The 18279-nt window shown below is 34.9% G+C and carries 11 protein-coding genes and 1 pseudogene; 9 read left to right on the forward strand and 3 right to left on the reverse strand.

Going from position 1 to position 18279, the window contains the following annotated elements:
• The first annotated feature begins 3 nt into the window (after positions 1-3).
• Positions 4-864, forward strand: coding sequence for a carboxylating nicotinate-nucleotide diphosphorylase (gene nadC, locus K6119_RS17500; RefSeq protein WP_221835094.1), 861 nt, complete (start codon positions 4-6; stop codon positions 862-864).
• Here nadC and K6119_RS17505 read toward each other — a convergent pair.
• Complete coding sequence (locus K6119_RS17505; protein WP_221835092.1) at positions 861-2651, reverse strand: AMP-dependent synthetase/ligase; 1791 nt, start codon at positions 2649-2651, stop codon at positions 861-863. The two genes, nadC and K6119_RS17505, sit on opposite strands and share 4 nt — an antisense overlap.
• Before the next feature lie 195 nt (positions 2652-2846).
• On the opposite strand from K6119_RS17505, the gene K6119_RS17510 reads away from it, so the two are divergent.
• The 3 genes from K6119_RS17510 to K6119_RS17520 are packed head-to-tail and all read left to right on the forward strand — an operon-like array spanning position 2847 to position 6118.
• On the forward strand, positions 2847-3335 hold the full coding sequence (locus K6119_RS17510) for an RNA polymerase sigma factor (RefSeq protein WP_221835082.1): 489 nt from the start codon (positions 2847-2849) through the stop codon (positions 3333-3335).
• Positions 3332-5125: a PorP/SprF family type IX secretion system membrane protein gene (locus tag K6119_RS17515; protein ID WP_221835081.1), complete on the forward strand. Its 1794-nt coding sequence runs from the start codon at positions 3332-3334 to the stop codon at positions 5123-5125. The genes K6119_RS17510 and K6119_RS17515 overlap by 4 nt, the downstream gene beginning before the upstream one ends.
• Before the next feature lie 18 nt (positions 5126-5143).
• On the forward strand, positions 5144-6118 hold the full coding sequence (locus K6119_RS17520) for a PorP/SprF family type IX secretion system membrane protein (protein ID WP_221835080.1): 975 nt from the start codon (positions 5144-5146) through the stop codon (positions 6116-6118).
• 155 nt (positions 6119-6273) lie between these two features.
• On the opposite strand, the gene K6119_RS17525 is transcribed toward K6119_RS17520, so the two are convergent.
• The gene (locus K6119_RS17525) at positions 6274-7905 is read right to left on the reverse strand and encodes an amidohydrolase (protein ID WP_221835078.1); all 1632 of its coding nucleotides are present in this window, start codon (positions 7903-7905) and stop codon (positions 6274-6276) included.
• Positions 7902-9380: a hypothetical protein gene (locus K6119_RS17530; protein WP_221835076.1), complete on the reverse strand. Its 1479-nt coding sequence runs from the start codon at positions 9378-9380 to the stop codon at positions 7902-7904. Before K6119_RS17530 ends, K6119_RS17525 begins: the two co-directional genes overlap by 4 nt.
• 184 nt (positions 9381-9564) lie before the next feature.
• Here K6119_RS17530 and purL point away from each other — a divergent pair, with 184 nt between their 5' ends.
• From purL to lptB, 5 genes and pseudogenes are all read left to right on the forward strand, one after another.
• On the forward strand, positions 9565-11796 hold the full coding sequence (gene purL / locus K6119_RS17535; RefSeq protein ID WP_221835074.1) for a phosphoribosylformylglycinamidine synthase subunit PurL: 2232 nt from the start codon (positions 9565-9567) through the stop codon (positions 11794-11796).
• A 46-nt stretch (positions 11797-11842) separates the two neighbouring features.
• On the forward strand, positions 11843-14110 hold the full coding sequence (locus K6119_RS17540; protein ID WP_221835071.1) for a hypothetical protein: 2268 nt from the start codon (positions 11843-11845) through the stop codon (positions 14108-14110).
• A gap of 53 nt (positions 14111-14163) precedes the next feature.
• Positions 14164-14967 carry a twin-arginine translocase subunit TatC gene (tatC, locus tag K6119_RS17545; RefSeq protein WP_221835063.1) on the forward strand — a complete coding sequence of 268 codons (804 nt, stop codon included), beginning with the start codon at positions 14164-14166 and terminating at the stop codon, positions 14965-14967.
• A 40-nt stretch (positions 14968-15007) separates the two neighbouring features.
• Complete coding sequence (locus K6119_RS17550) at positions 15008-17491, forward strand: DUF5686 and carboxypeptidase-like regulatory domain-containing protein (RefSeq protein WP_221835061.1); 2484 nt, start codon at positions 15008-15010, stop codon at positions 17489-17491.
• 42 nt (positions 17492-17533) lie between these two features.
• A pseudogene (lptB, locus tag K6119_RS17555) lies at positions 17534-18274 on the forward strand (LPS export ABC transporter ATP-binding protein); the annotation flags it as partial.
• Between the last annotated feature and the right edge of the window lie 5 nt (positions 18275-18279).

Below are 18279 nucleotides of genomic sequence, written 5' to 3' on the forward strand. Positions count from 1 at the left end.
TATATGATACCAGACGAGTCGGAGATTCTCAAAATTGTTGATTTTGCCCTGGCAGAAGATTTAGGAGATGGGGATCATACTTCATTGGCGACAGTGCCTGAAGATGCTAAAGGATCCGCTAAATTATTGGTAAAAGATAACGGAATTTTGGCTGGAGTTGAATTGGCCAAAATGATCTTTAAAAGACTAGATCCCAAATTGGAAGTCCAGGTTTTTATTGGGGATGGTGCTACCGTAAAAAAAGGTGATATAGCCTTTGTTGTTTCAGGTTCTTCCAGATCAATTTTAAGTGCAGAAAGATTAGTGCTGAATTTCATGCAGAGAATGTCTGGAATTGCGACGAAAACTAATGAACTAGCTAGTTTGATTGAGGACTTGCCAACAGAAATTTTAGATACAAGAAAAACTACTCCTTGTATTAGGTTGATGGAAAAGTGGGCAGTTAGAATTGGGGGAGGTAACAATCATAGATTTGCCTTGTATGATATGATTATGATCAAGGATAATCATGTTGATTATGCAGGAGGTATCAAAAATGCCATTATTCGAACAAATAAGTATTTGTTTGAAAATAAAAAAGATTTAAGAATTGAAGTTGAAACCCGCAATCTGGATGAGGTAAAACAGGTGTTGGAAGTAGGGGATGTAGACAGGATAATGCTTGATAATTTCACCCCTGAGCAAATCAAAGAAGCTTTGCAAATTATAGATACCAATCTTTATGAAACAGAAGCTTCTGGAGGTATAGACGAATCAACTCTAAGAGCATATGCAGAAACCGGAGTCGATTATATCTCCTCCGGTGCAATAACTCATTCTTATAAAAGCTTGGATTTAAGCCTTAAAGCTACTTTTGATCATTAAACTTGTCCGTGTAAAGATTCACCAGTTTCAGTGTACATCTTTTCAATAAGATCTGCACATGAAGCATTGATTTCTTTACGTTTTGGTTTCATTGTAGGTGTTAATTCACCACTTTCAATGGTCCAAGGATGATCTGAAAATTCAAATTTCTTAATGCGTTCCCATTTTCCGAAATTGATATTGTACTTTTCAATTTCTTTTTCAATTTGTTCGTGAACTAAGACATTTTTAATCATTTCTTGGTATGAATCACCAATGACTAAGTTATTTTGTTTAGCCCACTCTTTGAAATATTCAGCATCTGGTACAATTAAAGCAGTTGGCATTTTTCTGTTCTCACCAACAACCATTATTTGCTCAATAAATCTAGATTCTTTGAATTTATTTTCCATTACTTGAGGTGCAATGTATTTACCTCCTGAAGTTTTGAATATTTCTTTTTTACGATCTGTAATTTTTAAGTATTGTCCATCTACAAATGTTCCAATATCTCCTGTGTGGAACCAACCTTCATCATCAATTACTTCTTTTGTTTTGTCAGGATGATTATAGTATCCCATCATTACATTTGGTCCTTTCACAAGGATTTCTCCATCATCAGCAATTTTTACGGTTACTTTATCAATTACAGGACCTGTAGTACCAATACAAACTTTATTCGCTTCAAGCCAGTTAACAGATATTACGGGAGAAGTTTCAGTTAATCCATAACCTTCCATTACTGGAATTCCGGCAGCAAGGTAAACACGTGCTAATCTAGGTTGCAAGGCGGCACTACCACAAGCTATGGCTTCTACATTTCCTCCAAGTCCTTCTTGCCATTTTGAGAATATTAATTTACGAGCAATTCCCAATTTAAACTTGTAAAAACCGCTTTTTCCTCTTACATCATATTCCTCACCTAATTTTAAGGCCCAGAAAAATAGTTTCTTTTTAATACCGGTTAAAGCTTCACCTTTAGCAACTATTTTGTCAAAAACTTTTTCTAATAATCTTGGGACAGCAGTAAATACATTTGGTTTAACGTCTTTTAAGTCATCTCCAATTGTATCAAGCGATTCAGCAAAATAAATAGAAACTCCGGTGTATTGATATAGATAAAGCAACATGCGTTCAAATACGTGACATACAGGTAAAAAACTTAGTGCTTTAGCATTTTGATCTACAGGAAGACGTGGTTCACATCCAATCACATTGCTCAATAAATTATTATGAGAAAGCATTACCCCTTTAGGGTATCCGGTAGTTCCTGAAGTGTAAATTAAAGTAACAAGGTCTTCGTTTTTAATTTCAGATTTTCTCTTTTCAACTTCCGCATCTAACTCAGCATTTGGTGGCTCTTGTAAAGCGGTCCAATTTTCAGCACCATTCACATCAACAAACGAATAGATTTTTTGCAAAGTGCTCACTTGATTTATAATGGCGTTTACTTTGTCAGCTAATTCTTGATCAGAAACAATACAAAGTTTAACTTCTGCATCATTAAAAATGTAAGCGTAAGATTCTGAATCTATGGTAGGATATACCGGAACACTAATAGCGCCAACTTGTTGAATTCCTATGTCGCAAATATTCCATTCAGAACGATTATTCGAAATCAAGGCAATTTTGTCACCAGGCTGAATACCTAATTTAACCAAAGCTCTACTTACAGAATTTGCTTTGTCAATATACTCCTGTGTTGACACTTTAATCCATTGTCCGTCAACTTTATCAACTAACGCATCCTTTTGAGGAAATTTCTCGTTTTGATAATAAGGTAAGTCGAATAATCGTTTAACTTCCATATTCAATTTTTTTTAAGTAAAATTTTAGTTACTAAAATAATATAAAAATCAAGAGATTAAGGTAGGTTTGAACGAAAATTCGTAACTTGTTCTTAATCTTTCGTTAAAAAAAATAAAAACGAGTGTAACTTTTAGAGTAGTTGGATTGTTTTAGCTGTTTGAAAGGGAACTAAAGATTGATTTAAACCAAATATTTTGAATCGCAGAGAGTACAATATGGCAGTAAAAGAATTTTCCGGGAGGTTATTCGGATATTCTTTGAAATACCTTCAGAATTCTGAAGATGCCAGCGATATTGTGCAGGATGTTTTCGAAAAATTATGGAAGAATCGTAAAAAAGTTGAACCGGACAAAGTGAAATCATGGTTATTTACATGTGCTCACAATGCAATGATCAACTTCATTAAGAAAAGAAGTAGAATGTCTTATATGGATGATGTACAAACATCAGACGTGCAAGAGTCACATACTAAATCTTACGAAATGAAGGAGGTTATTGAAAAATGTCTTTCTCAACTTCCTCCGATTCAAAAATCAATCATCCTTCTAAGAGATATGGAAGGATATAACTATAAGGAGATAGGGGATATACTTGAGTTGTCAGAAGCTCAAGTGAAAGTCTATCTGTTTAGAGCCCGAAACAAAATAAAGAAACAGTTAAAAGATCTAACAGTACTCGTATGAATATTCCTGAGAATTTTGATAGATGGATGTTTGATTACATGGAGGGCAATCTTTCGGGTGCAGAGAAAGAAGCCTTTGAGAGTTTTCTCATTCAAAATCCTGACTTTGGAATCGAAGCTGAGGTATGGAAAGACGCTTTCATTGAAAATGAAGAGTTTGTTTATCCGCATGCTGATAAGCTTGAAAAAGACAACAAAGTCGTGGGAATCTATTATTGGTCAGCCGCAGCCGCAGCTATCCTTTTATTAATAGGTTTCACAATATTCTTCAACAACAACAACGAAGTTGAAAATCAAACCGCATCTCAGGAAAGTTTTGATATCAATTCAGTTGACGTAAATAGAGTTGCAGATATTGATGCAACTCATCAATCTGCACATGATCAATTAGTAAACCAGGATAACATTAATGAGGAAATTTCTATAGAAAGAAATGACCTGATTAACGTTAACGATAATTCACAACAGTTTAATAATGATGGTTCATTAGCTGACAATGGTTTAGGTCAAAATCATCAAATACAGTTGAATCAGCAATCTCATCTTACAGCTGGTGGTTTTACACCAATTGTGAATGAGCCTAACATGAATAAGTTGAGTGATTTGAGTGCTTTGCCTTCTGTTTCGCATGATCCTTTAGATATGGTGAATCATAATTTGAAATCTATTAATGCGAATCAACAATTAGCAATTTCTCAAGAGTTTGGAAAATTTGAAGGAGATGAGCATACTTCTAAATATGCAGATAATCCTGATGGTAAATCTTTAGAATTTGATGTTGCTAAGAAAGAAGCCATTGATTTTGATTCATGGGATTATAAATGGAAGAAGTTCAAACGTAAAGTGGAGTCTGCGTTTGATGTGTCACCAACTAATTTAACTAACCTGGGTGATCCTGAAATTTTATTGCCAAATACATCAGTTATTGGATTTAATCCAGGGTTTACAGGAGGATTTAGTGGTTACAGATTTGAAACTAACTACAGAAATCAGTGGTTTGGTAGCGATCAAAATTCTCAGCAAATGACAATGTCTTTTGATAAATATGTTCCGGGAATGAGAGGTGGAGTAGGAATTGTGTTGAACGCTAAAGATTATGGTTATGGTGCTTTTGGAGATTATAACATGAGTTTAATTTATTCTCCTAAGATTTTGGTTGGAAAAAATGTGTTACTTGAACCGGCAGTAAAGTTAACCTTGGGTGCTTTAAATGCAAACGGAAATCAATTAAGTCCTGAATCTAATATCGAATTGGATAGAGGTAGAATTTTAGGATTGCCTGCAGCTCAACAAATGAGTGGTTCACAACAATTGTGGTACAAAGACTATGGTTTAGGTTTAGTAGTAAATGCTAAAAAGTTTTATGCAGGTTTTTCAGCTGACAACTTAAATCACCACTTTGAAAATGTATTTAATGAAGAAGGATACGCAACGCCAACATCATCTCCTATTAGATTGAATGGTATTGTCGGAGTTGATTTTGAAAAAGAACAAACGTCTGGAGGTCAGTACAAACCTTTAACAGTTAGTCCTTTCTTTGCTTATCAGCAATACGGAGAAGATAAGCAATTATGGGGTGGATTTAACTTTAGATATGATTGGTTTACAATCGGTGGTTCTATATCGCACAATCTTGATTTTACCGGAGCTATCGGTATGAAGTTTAATAAGTTTAAGTTGGTTTATCATTATGATCAAATCACATCATCCCTTGCTGAACAACAAATTGGTTCGCATAATATTAGTCTTAGATTTAATGGAGACAACAGTAGAAAAAGAAGATTTTTATAAGAGGATAAATTGAGCGGTATGAAAAGAATTTTTACAATATTATTAGCGATTAGCTCGATTCAAGGCTTGGCCCAGGATCCTGAGTTTACACAGTTTTATGCAAACCCGATTTACCTAAATCCGGCTATGGCTGGAACTCATGGATGTCCTAGGATTGCAATGAACCATAGAAATCAATGGCCTTCGTTATCTGGTGCATTTATCACCAATACGATTTCATATGATCAGTACTCAAACATTCTTCATGGAGGAATTGCGGTACAGGTTACCAATGATATGGCAGGAAAAAATACATTGAACTGGTCAACAATTAATTTAGCCTACTCTTACCATCTAGCGGTAACAAGAGAATTCTCTTTTCTTTTTGGAGCACAGGCTACTTGGAACCAGAAGTTTTTGGATTGGAGTAAATTATCCTTCGGAGATCAAATTGACCCAAGAAGAGGTTTTATCTACCAAACAGGTGATTTACCTAGAGGTAATATTTTAGATAACGGTTGGGGTACTAGAGGATACTTTGATGTTTCTGCCGGAATTGTTGGTTTCTCTAAGCACTTTTACTTTGGATTTGCTGCAAAGCACCTTAATAAACCGGATGAAAGTTTAATTATTGGTACTTCAAGATTACCAATGAGATTTACCGGTCACATGGGGGCAAACATTGTTTTTGGAAAACAATCTCAATACAGAAATCAAACTTCTTTATCTCCAAACATTATTTATACTTACCAGGATGGTTTTATGCAGTTAAACATTGGTACTTATATTAAGTATGGAGTATTTACAGCAGGTGCTTGGTGGAGAGCAAGAGACGCATTTATTTTAACTATTGGTATTGATGCAGGATCATTCAGATTTGGATACAGCTATGATGTAACCATCTCAAAATTGACAAATGCATCTGGTGGATCACATGAGCTTTCATTGGCTTTCTTATTCAATTGTAGAGATAAGCCTAAAAAGTTTAGAACTATTTCATGTCCATCATTTTAGTATGAAGAAATTGAAAAAACACTAAGAGCTTTTAATTTAATACCTGTTGACCGGGTTTTGGTTGAATTCGGTTAAAGGTTTGGTTTTCTTTGTTTTGGTTAACGAAAAGCGGTTCAATTGAAAAATTGAATCGCTTTTCTTTTTAAGATTGTTTGTTACTCTGATTCAAAAACTAACTCGCCATTTAAATAGGTTTGCTCCACATAGGTGCTTAATATCTCTTCAAATGGTATGGTCATGATGTCTTTAGTGAGGATGACAAAATCTGCAGCTTTACCTTCTTCTAATGAACCTTTAAGATCTTCTTGAAAATTTGAATATGCCGGCCAGATGGTAATACCTCTTAGAGCGTCTTCTCTACTAATGGCATTTTCATTCTGGAAACCACCTTCAGGAAAACCATTTCTGTCCATTCTGGATACTGCGGCATAAAAGGTTTCTAAAGGAGATATTCTTTCAACAGGAAAATCAGTTCCCAATGCTAAAAGACCTGCCTTGTCTAAGAGTTTTTGATAAGCATAAGCATTCTTTACTCTTTCTTTACCTAATCTTTGTTCTGCCCATCTCATATCAGAGGTGCAATGTGTAGGTTGTACAGAAGGGATGATATTGTACATTTCAAAATAATCAAAGTCTTTTTCCTGTAATACTTGCGCATGTTCTATTTTCCAACGGTGATCATTTTCAGATCCGATCATTTCTTCGTAAACTTTCAATATGCTTCTGTTAGCAGAATCACCAATACAATGCGTGTTTACCTGATAATGCAATGAAACAGCTAAATCTGCAATTTCTCTGAACTCATCAAGGGATTTTAGTAAAAAACCATGATTGTGAGGGTCGTCACTATATGGATCAATTAGACAGGCGCTTCTTGATCCTAAAGATCCGTCTGAAAGAACTTTAAAGGAGCGTATGGTCAAGTTGCCTTCTGAGTATATACCATTTTCTTTTGCGAATTCAAGATTTTCATCTTCTGCAAACAACATGCAGTAATCCTTTATCTTTAAATTATTGTTCAGATACCATTTAACAAATCTTTCTCTTTCAATAGCATTTACTCCGGCATCATTGATTGAGGTTAAACCAACTTCAAATAAATCTTCCTCAGCACGTTGCAACAGGGATAACATAAATTCCTCTGAATAATCAGGAATTTTAGAAGTTACTAAATCCAATGCATTGTCTTTTACTAGACCAGTACATTTCCCGTCTTTCACAACTATCTCTCCTCCTTCAATTACAGTATTTGCATCAATACCTGCTAATTCTAATGCTTTTTGATTTGCTAGGCCGGCATGTCCATCTACTCTTTGAAAAACAGCAGGTTTATCAGGAAAAAGTTCGTTTAATCTCTCGTTGGTAGGGAATTCACTTTCTTCCCAAATAGTATGGTCCCAACCTCGGCCGGTAATCCATTCAAAATCATTTGTTTCTTCAAAAGATGTGATTCTTTCAATCATTTCGTCAAATGACACAACACCAATTAAATCAACCTGATTAAGTGTTTTTGCATAGCCTCCAAAATGACAATGAGCGTCATGAAATCCCGGGTAAATTGGGCTGTTTGCTGCATCAATAATATTGTCACATTTGTATCCATTTAGAATTTCTCTTTCGGGTCCCAATTGAATGATTTTGCCATTTTTGATCGCCATTGCTTCATAAACATTGAAGTCCTCATCACAACTGTAGATTCGTGCGTTGTGAATAATCATATCAGCTTCTCCACTTTTGTAGCATGAAGTAATGATGAAAATCAAAGCAAATAAATAGATTGGTTTCATGAAATCTGTTTTTGTTTAGGTTGATGCCATATGAAAGTGGCAATGATAATTAAAATTTGTGGTGCCATCTTGTATCTAACTACTGCACCCAATACAGGTATTGTCCAACCTATAATAAGAATGAGGATTATTGCAGATAAGAACAAAAAGTAAATCCAGTATTTTTCCTCATTGTTTATTTTTTTTCGGCTCCAAAGTAGCCATCCGATAAAAAATACAAACAGTATGTTTTCAACAAAAGCTATGTATTTGAATTCATTTCCACCATCTGAAGGGAAAGGTCTTATCAAAACATTTAAAAAAGCTAGAGGTGTGTTCTTTAATAAGTTTAACCCTGAACCATTGATTGGAGGAACATCTACATAACTATTAGAAGGTGCAGTTACCAAGTAAACTGCATATGCTTCATTTGACGGTTCAATTGTAAACGGATGAAATTCTTTTTGACCAAATAACTTGTACTCTCCCTCTGCTTCCTTTGTGGCAGTGATCAGGCCTTTAGGTTTATTGTATTCAAAATGATTTAAATATTGGTAATCAAAAGCACAGAAAGCAGAGTCATTGATAAAGAAAACACCACCTTTAGCAAGGTTGATCATATCTTGCTGTTTTTGTGTGATACGATCTACAGGATTTATTTTGGATGGGGTCAGAGTAGAAATCACAAATGCTGCTAAAGTCAAAGCGGTAAATGCAAAACCAGTTTTCCAATTAAATTTTATCCTATTTCTTAATATGAAAATGGTTGAAAGAGGAACAATTATAAGACCCAAATGTGTTTTGTTGAAAATCAAAAAGTATAGGCAGCAAACGAGCAAGAATAAGTGTTTCCAATTAAATTCTTTGTTTAAAATTTTATTCAGCAAACTAAAGTATATTCCAATGGAAAGGACAAATAGCGCTTCTTTAGTTAATCCACTTCCCCAAAAGGCAAATGACGGTGTAAGAAAGATGGAGTAAAAGAAGAGTTTTTTGGATTGAATGTATTTTTCAAAGGAATTATAAATCAATAGACTTCCGATAAAAGAGAAAAATGCAAAAAATAAAACATGAACCCAGATATTTCCTCCTGAAATGAAATGAATCAAAGAATTGATTCTGATAATAAGTCGGTTATCATTTATAAATTCTCCATTTTCACCTGAGCTCCATAAATTTGTTTTGGGTATTTTTTCTTCAACAAAATTGATGTCATTAGCCTTATTGGTAAACATGAGTTGCAAATAGCCCAATGGGTCATTTTTGCCAAAATCTGAGATTAGCTTGCCGTCATAATAGAAATTACTGACATCTCCGTCGGGTAAATCATCATCCGAAAAATATTCAATGGATAGGGTCATGAAAAACACAGCAGCCAATATTTTTATTCCCCAGGCTGTCAATAGATCCTTTTTAGAAATATTGATTTTCAAGAAGTTTTTATAGACTATCCAGCTGAATAAAAACAGTAATATTAAGATGAAAATATACCCCATTTAAAGTCAAAGTTAGCGAAATACGTTTTGAAGCATTACCACTATGAAATCAAAGATTGTTGAAAAAATACAATAATTGTTGATGCTGCCAGTGTTTGCACGGCTAATTAATCCTTAAATTTGTGCTTTTAATTACAACCCGGTCAATATCGTTATGATCGGCAAACCATTTTTAATTGATCCAATGGAAAACAAGACCCAGGAATTAGCTACTCTAGAACAAGCAGTTGAATTGGGATTATTGCCCGAAGAATTTGAACAAATCAAAGATATTTTAGGACGTACTCCGAATTTTACTGAGTTATCTATTTACTCTGTAATGTGGTCGGAGCATTGCTCTTATAAAAACTCAATCATTTGGTTGAAAACTTTGCCTAAAGATGGTCCACATATGTTGGTAAAAGCAGGTGAAGAAAATGCAGGATTAGTTGATATTGGTGATGGTTTGGGATGTGCATTTAAAATTGAATCACACAATCACCCTTCTGCAATTGAACCTTACCAGGGAGCTGCGACCGGAGTAGGTGGAATAAACCGTGATATTTTTACAATGGGTGCCAGACCAATTGCCCAATTAAATTCTTTGAGATTTGGAGAAATTGATAAAGACAAGACGAAATGGTTGGTAAAAGGAGTAGTTAAAGGAATTGGAGATTACGGTAATTCATTTGGTGTTCCAATTGTTGGTGGTGAGGTATTCTTTGATAAAAGTTATAATACTAACCCATTGGTGAATGCTTTTTCTGCCGGTATTTTGGAAGGAAAAATGATTTCTGCAACAGCAAGCGGACCAGGTAACCCAGTTTATATTGTTGGTTCAGCCACAGGTAAAGATGGTATTGCAGGTGCTGCATTTGCATCTAAGGATATTACTGAAGAGTCTGCACAAGATTTGCCTTCAGTTCAGGTAGGAGATCCATTTCAGGAGAAACTATTGTTAGAGGCTACGCTTGAATTGGCAAAAACAGATGCTGTTGTTGGTATGCAAGATATGGGAGCAGCTGGTATTACTTGTTCATCATGTGAAATGAGTGCCGCAGGTGAAGTTGGAATGGATATCGATCTAAGCAAAGTACCAACACGTCAGGAAAACATGAAAGACTGGGAGATATTGCTTTCAGAATCTCAAGAAAGAATGTTGGTGGTAATTGAGAAAGGAAAAGAAAAAATTGTTGAAGATATTTTTGAGAAGTGGGATTTACATGCTGTTCAAATTGGTGTTGTAACTGAAGGAGGAACCATCAATTATTTCATGAATGGTGAAAAAGTAGCTGAAGTTCCGGCTGAATCACTTGTTTTAGGTGGAGGTGCACCAGTTTACGAAAGAGAGTATAAAGAGCCTGCATATTACCAGGAGTTCAAGAAATTCAATATTGATGACATTGAACAACCTGAAGATTTAAGTGAAGTTGCATTTTCGTTGATGAAAAATGTAAATATTGCTAGCAAAAAATGGGTTTATGAACAGTATGATTCAATGGTAGGAACCAGAACAATGACTACCAATCGCCCATCAGATGCAGGAATTGTAAATATTAAAGATACTAACAGAGCATTAGCAATGACGGTGGATTGTAATTCAAGATATGTGAATGCTGATCCTGAAGTTGGTGCGCAAATAGCTGTTTCAGAAGCAGCAAGAAATATTGTTTGTTCAGGAGGAATCCCTTCAGCAGTTACAAACTGCTTGAATTTTGGAAACCCATACAATCCTGAATCTTACTGGCAGTTTGTTGGAGCTGTTAAAGGAATGGGTAAAGCTTGTGAAAAGTTTGGTACGCCTGTTACCGGTGGAAATGTATCTTTCTATAATCAAACTGTTATGGATGGAAAAGAAGAGCCGGTATTTCCAACACCAACTATTGGTATGATAGGGGTAGTGCAAGACAAGTCAAAAATCATGACCCTTGATTTTAAATCAAAAGGAGATTTAATTTTCTTGTTAGGAGAATCTAAGGATGATATTTCGTCTTCAGAATATTTGGTGAGTTATCACAAGGTAAACGCGTCTCCTGCTCCTTATTTTGATATTGACAAAGAACATCAGTTGCAAGAATCAGTAAAAAGTTTGATTGATAATCAATTAATTAATGCTGCTCATGATTGTGCGGATGGTGGATTGTTCATCACCCTAATGGAAATGGCAATGCCAAATGATCTAGGTTTTGATATTGTAACCGATTCAGAAGTTAGAGAAGATGCATTTTTATTTGGTGAAGCTCAAAGTAGAGTTGTAGTAGCTGTAAATGAAGATCAGGAAGATGAATTTATTGAGCACATGATGAATTCTAAAACACCATATATTTTACTTGGTCACGTAACTAAAGGTAAAGTATGTGTTGATGATGAGCAATATGGATTCATCAATGAAATGAAAGAAATTTACGATAATGCATTGGCAGCTAAATTGAGCTAGTTACATTTTATGTTGATCGCGTTATAAAACTGTATCATTTTTTAAGATGAAAAAACTTTTAACCCTTTTCACATTTTTAACCGTTCTCTTATCTTATGGTCAAGATAACTGGGATGATTTGTCAGGAGAGGAAAAAGCCTTTTTTTATCATGTAGCCAGACGTAGAGAAATCATTAAACCTGAGTTATTGCATTTGTTTGAATTTACAGATTCAATGCGCTGGATAAATGACACTTTACCTAACTACAAACATGTTGAGCGCGAAGTAATAAGTGATCCAAGTAAAATTATTTTACACAAAGATCAGTTTTCAAGAAAAGCGGATGGAGTAGTTTCGGATTTGGCAACTCATTTTGCATTGTGGGAATTAGATCAGGTATTGAAATTTCGTAATTCAGATTTAGAGATCCATCAGCATTTAAGACCAAAACAAGAACAGTTTGAGAAGTATGTTTTGGAGAAAATTCCACAATCTGCCGTGCAGACATTAGGTAGTGGAAAATTTGTAGTGCGCAAGGCAATTCAAGCTTATTATGAACCTGCTCTGCAAACTTCAGATCGAATGGCTGGTTTGGCCAATGCCGGATTTTCACTGAATGATCAAATGCTTATTGTAAATGCTATTGAACATGCCGAAGAAAAATATGTTCAGGTAAGATCCTATGAGATATTTCAAATGTTGGGTGGTGAAGCAGAAGATTACATAAATATTCTTTCAGCAGCTGGAGATGGCTCAGGATTTTCTTCATTAGAAGGTGGACTCCCTACACCATACAACAGAACATTGCCGGATGACAAAGGTATGTTTAGGTTCACTTTTGAAATTAAGGTAAAACCTAAAACTTATGAGCAAACTCACTCAAAACGTCCCGTTAAGGATGAAGAGTTTATTGCAGTGAATAGTGTTAGAAAACATGATTTCAAGACCAGAGGTGACATGTCTACTGTTGTTCATTTTGACGTTTATGGATATCACCCTGAAAGACAAACCACCATGGTGATTCAAAAAGGAGGAGCCTCTTATGTATTGTATGGTAAAAATGAGCACAGATTGTTATCTCCTGATAGTACATATGGAAAAGGGACAACTTATTGGAGGCTTTTGTATGAGTTAGAGCATGTTCATATCGCCAAATTAAATGAGGCGCTTTATGGTAAAAGAGGATATGAATTTCATATTGACAGATATGAAAAGAAAATTGAAAGTACCCTCATGCTGATCAAAAAAACAGAAAAGAAATTAGATGAATTAAGACATAAGCCAGAAGGAAAACCTAAAATCAAAAAGAAAAAATTTAAGAAGAAAGATCTTGAAACATCTGATCAATCAGGAACAGGACATCCAACATCTGCCTTGTCAAAAAATGATAAAAAGAAAAACATTGAACAAAACAGATTGGTCCATTTAAATACGCAACTAGAAAATGAAAAACGTATTCTGGCTGAGTTAAAATTGGAAATGGAAATTGCCTATTTCAAATTACAAGAGTACAAAACCTTGCTAGATGTAATGCAAAAGAACATTGGGTACATTTTTATGGAGTATGAACAAGAAGGAGATATTTATACATTCAAAGATGGGGCAACTTTCAATTATGCAACCCAAGATTTTACTTTCCCTGCTAATGGGAAAAAAGAGTCATTTAAAATCAATCACATTGCTTTTGGAAAAACGGTTTTTGCAAGCTCTATAGATGAAACATTTGTTCATATGTTACTAACTTCTGTAAAAGAAGAAGACAAATACACTTACGAAAAGTATGTAGGAAGAACAGAATCTACCTTTGCTATGAGTGAAAATGACAGTATTCAAACCATGGAGATTTTTCAAAAAATAATTGAAAAAGAAATGCCTGTTGAAATGACTGTTTACGCAGGTGGGATCGTTGGTAAAAATGATCAGGGATATTATAGAGATTCAACTACTAAAGTAGAAGATTACAATAAAGAAAACGAATTAAATGATCAGGTGTGGAAATATCGTGCAGACTGGGATTCTAAAATCAATTTGGAAGTAACGGTTTGGCAAGATGCTATGAAACCTTTTAACTTTGAAAGTATGCAAAAAGGATATGACAAATTAAAAGGTAAGTATCCACAGCTTAATGAAATTGACTATTCTTCAGCAATAAAAGCTCATTATTTAGCTTACCAATGGGTTGAGCAAATGAAACAACTAGTTCCTAAATGGTTCAAGAAACCTGAAGAGCAAAGTGCGGTACTTAAAGCGTTGAACAAAGTAAAAATTGGCAAAGTTGGTTTTGCTGATGGAAGTATTTGGGCAAAAGTTCCTTTGGTGAAACCCGGAGAATAAATGCACCTCTTATTTAATTCGAATCTAAGAATATCCTAAATTTGCAGTCGCAAATGGCCGAAGAGCAAGAAGATAAAAGCATGTCATTTTTGAGCCATCTTGAAGAATTAAGATGGCGCCTGGTGAAGTCTGCAATAGCAATTGTTGTATTTGCTATTGTAATTTTCTATTTCACAGAGTGGATCACCAATAATATCTTTTTAAAGTTGGCTGATCCGGATTTTCCAATATTCAGATTTTTCTGCTGGGCCTTTGATTTATGTGCTAATAAAATTGATATCAATTGGCAATCTGTTGAAATGACAGGTCAATTTGGAACCAACTTGATGATGGCTATTCTTGGTGGAATTGTAGTTGCTTTTCCATGGATCTTTTACCAAATATGGTCCTTTGTTAAACCCGGCTTGAAAGAAAGAGAAATTAATGCAGTAAAGGGAATTGTATTTTTCGTGAGCATCCTGTTTTTTATGGGTATCATGTTTGGCTATTTCGTGATTGCACCTTTAACGGTTCAGTTTTTTGGGAACTGGCAAATGGCTGAGAATATTCACAATAATATCACTATCAATTCATATCTGAAAACAATTGTATCAACAGTTTTTTTTACAGGATTGTTGTTCTTGTTGCCTGTGGTAATCATGATTTTTACAAAACTGGGAATCATTACTTCGGCATGGTTAAAAAAGTACCGTAAACACTCATTTATTGCCGTGTTAATCATAGCGGCGGTTATTACTCCTCCTGACCTATTTACGCAAATTGTAGTGGCAATTCCTATCGTAGGGCTTTATGAGTTTGGGATAATAATCTCAAAACGTATTGAAAAAAAGCGCTATAATGATAGTATCAAGCAGTAAAGTAGCGGCGAATTTTCTTATTTTTGGTTGAGCCTAGTCTATGAAGCGTAGTCTTATACTTATACTACTCCTTTTTATTGCCAATTTAAGTTTGTCGCAAATTACACAGGTGCGCGGTGTAGTGATCGATTCTATTACCGGTAGCCCATTGCCTTATGTTAAAGTAAAGTCAATAAATGGAACAGCCGGAACACTTACGGATACTTCAGGACATTACACCCTTCTTTTAAAAAATGCAGCTACAGATACCATTGAGTTTTCTTCTGTAGGATATATCTCGCAAAGAATTACTGTTACTCCTGAAATTCCTAATGAGGTAAATATCTTCTTGGTGCCAAATGTCAAAAGTTTTGATGTGGTTGAAATCATTGCAGGTGAAAATCCTGCATTTGAAATCCTCAGAAAGGTTAAAGAACATAAAAAGTACAATGACCCTTATCAGTTAGAAGCTTACGAATGTGAGGTGTACAATAAAATGCAGTTTGATGTCAATAAGTTAGGAGATAATTTTGAAGAACGTAAGGCTTTTAATAAAATGAAAGTGGTAAACGATTATGTTGATTACGACTCAACAGTTGGAGCCAAGTATATCCCAATTTTGTTAACCGAATCTATCTCTGATTATTATTTTAAAAGTGCTCCGGTTCAAATAAAAGAAGAAATTAAAGCCAACAGAATTACAGGAGTAGACTATATGCAATTGGAGAAGTTTACCGGTGATATGCATCAAAATGTAAATGTTTATGACAATTACATTGAGTTATTCAACAAAGAGTTTATGAGTCCTATTGCAGATGGAGGTAAGTTGTTTTATAAATACTATTTGCAGGATAATGATACCATTGATGGTGTAGTTTGCTATCATTTAAAGTTTGTTCCAAAACGCAAAGGAGACGCAGTATTTGATGGTGATATTTGGATAGCGGATTCGTCCTATGCTGTAAAGCAAATCATAGCAGATATTCCCAATAATGTCAATTTGAATTATGTTTCTGATTTGCATGTTGAGCAGTATTACAGTGAGGTAGAACCTGGTGTTTGGATGTTAGTTGATGAACAAATGAAAGGCTACTTTGATCTGTTTAATGATTTCAAGAAAAAGAAACTTTTAGGTGCTACCGTTCACAAACATACAAGTAGAAAAGATTTTGTAATCAATCAACCAAAAGACTTTAATTTTTATGTGGCAGATGTTGTGCTTTCTGATAGTGCTAAAGTACAGGATGAATCTTATTGGGAAGAACACAGACACAATGAATTGTCTCAAGAAGAACAAGGCGTTATAGAGATGGTGGATTCGCTTAAAAACAACAAGCGTTTCAAATTTTATGAGAATCTTACCTATATGGCGTATACGGGGTTTTGGCGAACCGGACCGATTGAAATTGGTTCAATTTACTCTTTGTACAATAAAAATACAGTAGAAGGACACCGACTGATGTTGGCTTTAAGAACTAGTAATAAGTTCAGTACAAAGGTGGAGATTAACGCTTTTGGTATTTACGGATTTGGTGATCAGGATTTTAAATATGGTGGATCATTGCGTTGGAAAATTAGAAATGCACCAAGAGAAATGTTCCGTATTGGTTATCGAAGAAGAATTGAACAGTTAGGCTTGGCACCATCCATTGGAGAAATTGGGAATTCATTTACTACGCTCTTCTCATTAGGGCCTTTGGATAAATTAACCATGGTTGAAAAAGGATCTGTCTCCCTTGAAAAAGATTGGCGATTTGATATGCGTACGTTCCATTCAGTTGAATGGAAAAAATTTACACCATTAGGAACTTCTGATTATAGTAGAATTGATTTATCTACAGGAGATACAAATAAAATCAGCAACATCACTTCTTTTGAAGTGCGTAATCAAATTATGTTTACCAAAGAAGAGAAGTTTTTAAATGGTCAGTTTGATAGAGTTTCCTTGGGGTCAAAATATCCGATTATTTCATTAACTCATACCTGGGGAATTAAGGATGTAATAGGCAGTGAATATGATTTTCATAGATTAGATTTTGTATATGACCACCGTCCAAGAGTGGGAATGTTTGGTAGAATTCAGTATTCAATTTACGCCGGTAAAGTATTTGGACAAGTTCCATATCCATTTTTAAACATTCATCCTGGGAATCAAACATTGTATTTACAATTAACCACTTTCAATTTGATGAGGTATTATGAGTTTATTTCTGACGAATGGGTAGGGATCAATTTTGAGCATAGGTTGCAAGGGTTTATCATGGATAGAATTCCATTAATCAAGAAAGCAAAATTGAGATTAGTCTACAATGCAAAAATGATAGTGGGGAGATACAATAATAAGCACAATGAAGAGTTATTATTGCCAACTTACTCCTATCGTTTACAATATCCGTATTATGAAGTAGGAGCGGGGATAGAGAATATCTTTAAGTTCATTAGAGTAGATGCAGTTTGGCGATTGTCTTACAGAGATCATATTGACTCTAATGGAAACCAGGTGAGAAACTTTGGCGTGTTTTTCACTTTTAAAACAGATTTTTAAGTTGAGGCTAAACAAGGATGTTTAACTTTACTGCCGATTTTAATGAAGCTTAGAGCAGAACATATACAAAAGATTTACAAGGGGAGAAAAGTTGTAAAAGACGTCTCTATTGAAGTGAATCAGGGTGAAATTGTTGGGTTATTGGGACCTAATGGTGCAGGTAAAACAACTTCTTTTTACATGATAGTTGGTTTAATTAAACCCAATGCCGGAAAAGTATTTCTAGAAGGTGAAGATATCACCAATATGGCCATGTACAAAAGAGCTCAAATTGGAATCGGATATTTACCTCAAGAAGTCTCTGTTTTTAGAAAAATGAGTGTTGAAGACAACATCATGACCGTTTTGGAAATGACCGTGAAATCAAAATCTGAAAGAGAAGCTAAGTTAGAGGAGTTGTTGGATGAATTTGGATTGCAGCACGTTCGTAAAAACATTGGTAGAAGCTTATCCGGTGGAGAAAAAAGAAGAACCGAGATTGCAAGAGCTCTGGCAAGTAATCCTAAGTTTATTTTGTTGGATGAGCCTTTTGCGGGAGTAGATCCTATTGCTGTTGAAGACATTCAGAAAATTGTAGCCAAGCTCAAAAGGAAAAATATTGGTGTTTTGATCACAGATCACAATGTGCAGGAAACACTTTCTATAACTGACAGAACTTATTTGTTGTTTGAAGGAGCCATTCTAAAGGCTGGAACTGCCGAAGATTTGGCTGCCGATCCACAAGTAAGAAAAGTTTATTTGGGTCAAAACTTTGAGTTGAGAAAAATCAACGTTTTAGAAGATGATGA

It is taken from the genome of Paracrocinitomix mangrovi (genome assembly GCF_019740355.2).
In the GTDB taxonomy this organism is placed as follows: Bacteria; Bacteroidota; Bacteroidia; order Flavobacteriales_D; family Crocinitomicaceae; genus Paracrocinitomix; species Paracrocinitomix mangrovi.

Excerpts from the sequence above, each read along its gene's own strand:
- nadC (WP_221835094.1), top strand. The coding sequence starts at position 4 with ATGATACCAGACGAGTCGGAGATTCTCAAAATTGTTGATTTTGCCCTG.
- K6119_RS17505 (WP_221835092.1), bottom strand. The coding sequence starts at position 2,651 with ATGGAAGTTAAACGATTATTCGACTTACCTTATTATCAAAACGAGAAA.
- K6119_RS17515 (WP_221835081.1), top strand. The coding sequence starts at position 3,332 with ATGAATATTCCTGAGAATTTTGATAGATGGATGTTTGATTACATGGAG.
- K6119_RS17520 (WP_221835080.1), top strand. The coding sequence starts at position 5,144 with ATGAAAAGAATTTTTACAATATTATTAGCGATTAGCTCGATTCAAGGC.
- K6119_RS17525 (WP_221835078.1), bottom strand. The coding sequence starts at position 7,905 with ATGAAACCAATCTATTTATTTGCTTTGATTTTCATCATTACTTCATGC.
- K6119_RS17530 (WP_221835076.1), bottom strand. The coding sequence starts at position 9,380 with ATGGGGTATATTTTCATCTTAATATTACTGTTTTTATTCAGCTGGATA.
- purL (WP_221835074.1), top strand. The coding sequence starts at position 9,565 with ATGGAAAACAAGACCCAGGAATTAGCTACTCTAGAACAAGCAGTTGAA.
- K6119_RS17540 (WP_221835071.1), top strand. The coding sequence starts at position 11,843 with ATGAAAAAACTTTTAACCCTTTTCACATTTTTAACCGTTCTCTTATCT.
- tatC (WP_221835063.1), top strand. The coding sequence starts at position 14,164 with ATGGCCGAAGAGCAAGAAGATAAAAGCATGTCATTTTTGAGCCATCTT.
- K6119_RS17550 (WP_221835061.1), top strand. The coding sequence starts at position 15,008 with ATGAAGCGTAGTCTTATACTTATACTACTCCTTTTTATTGCCAATTTA.